Below are 340 nucleotides of genomic sequence, written 5' to 3'. Positions count from 1 at the left end.
GCGCATCCCGGCGGCGGCGTGCCCGGCCTCGTCGCGTACGGGGATGTAGAGGTAGCCGCGGCCCGCGCGCTCGCGGGTGACCAGCCCCTTGTCGTACAGCCTGGAGAGGATCGTCAGCACGGTGGTGTACGCGGGGTCGCCGGCCACCTTCTCGCGGACCACCCCGGCCCCGACCGGCTCCCCGGCCTCCCACAGGGCGGCCAGGACTTCGCTCTCCAGTTCGCCGGGTGCGCGCCGTCCCGTCTCCATGTGTCCGCTCCTGTGCCGTGTGGTCGTCACCGTAAAAGCTACTACGCCGTGTAGTGCTCCCGGAGCGGTCCCGTCTGCCAGCCGCGCTCCT

General features: G+C 72.4%; 1 protein-coding gene. It reads right to left on the bottom strand.

Features of this window, described 5'->3' with window-relative positions; all coding sequences use genetic code 11:
• The coding region (locus J0695_RS36895; protein WP_206969124.1) for a BlaI/MecI/CopY family transcriptional regulator at positions 1–249 on the bottom strand (249 nt) is incomplete at its 3' end.
• Positions 250–340 lie beyond the last annotated feature (91 nt).

The organism is Streptomyces beijiangensis, from assembly GCF_017315755.1.
GTDB lineage: Bacteria > Actinomycetota > Actinomycetes > Streptomycetales > Streptomycetaceae > Streptomyces > Streptomyces beijiangensis.
The sequence above is the reverse complement of the archived record's forward strand: the minus strand, read 5'-3'. Positions and strand labels throughout refer to the sequence as shown.